This window comes from Pseudoalteromonas lipolytica, assembly GCF_001306915.1.
GTDB lineage: Bacteria > Pseudomonadota > Gammaproteobacteria > Enterobacterales > Alteromonadaceae > Pseudoalteromonas > Pseudoalteromonas simplex.
The window spans coordinates 1-509 of sequence record NZ_LJTC01000068.1 but is presented as its reverse complement, the minus strand read 5'-3'; the positions used below and the strand labels follow the sequence as shown (position 1 = coordinate 509).

The following is a 509-nucleotide window of genomic DNA, read 5'->3' as shown; positions in this document are numbered from 1 at the left end:
GTATTCCTTCAGATCTCTACGCATTTCACCGCTACACCTGAAATTCTACCACCCTCTATCACACTCTAGTTTGCCAGTTCGAAATGCAGTTCCCAGGTTGAGCCCGGGGCTTTCACATCTCGCTTAACAAACCGCCTGCGTACGCTTTACGCCCAGTAATTCCGATTAACGCTCGCACCCTCCGTATTACCGCGGCTGCTGGCACGGAGTTAGCCGGTGCTTCTTCTGTAAGTAACGTCACAGCTAAGCGCTATTAACACTCAACCTTTCCTCCTTACTGAAAGTGCTTTACAACCCGAAGGCCTTCTTCACACACGCGGCATGGCTGCATCAGGCTTGCGCCCATTGTGCAATATTCCCCACTGCTGCCTCCCGTAGGAGTCTGGGCCGTGTCTCAGTCCCAGTGTGGCTGATCATCCTCTCAAACCAGCTAGGGATCGTCGCCTTGGTGAGCCATTACCTCACCAACTAGCTAATCCCACTTGGGCTAATCTTATGGCGTGAGGCCC

At 53.0% G+C, this 509-nt stretch carries 1 rRNA gene; it reads right to left on the bottom strand.

The features are described 5' to 3' along the window. Positions 1–509: ribosomal RNA gene (locus tag AOG27_RS21100) — 16S ribosomal RNA — on the bottom strand; the annotation flags it as partial.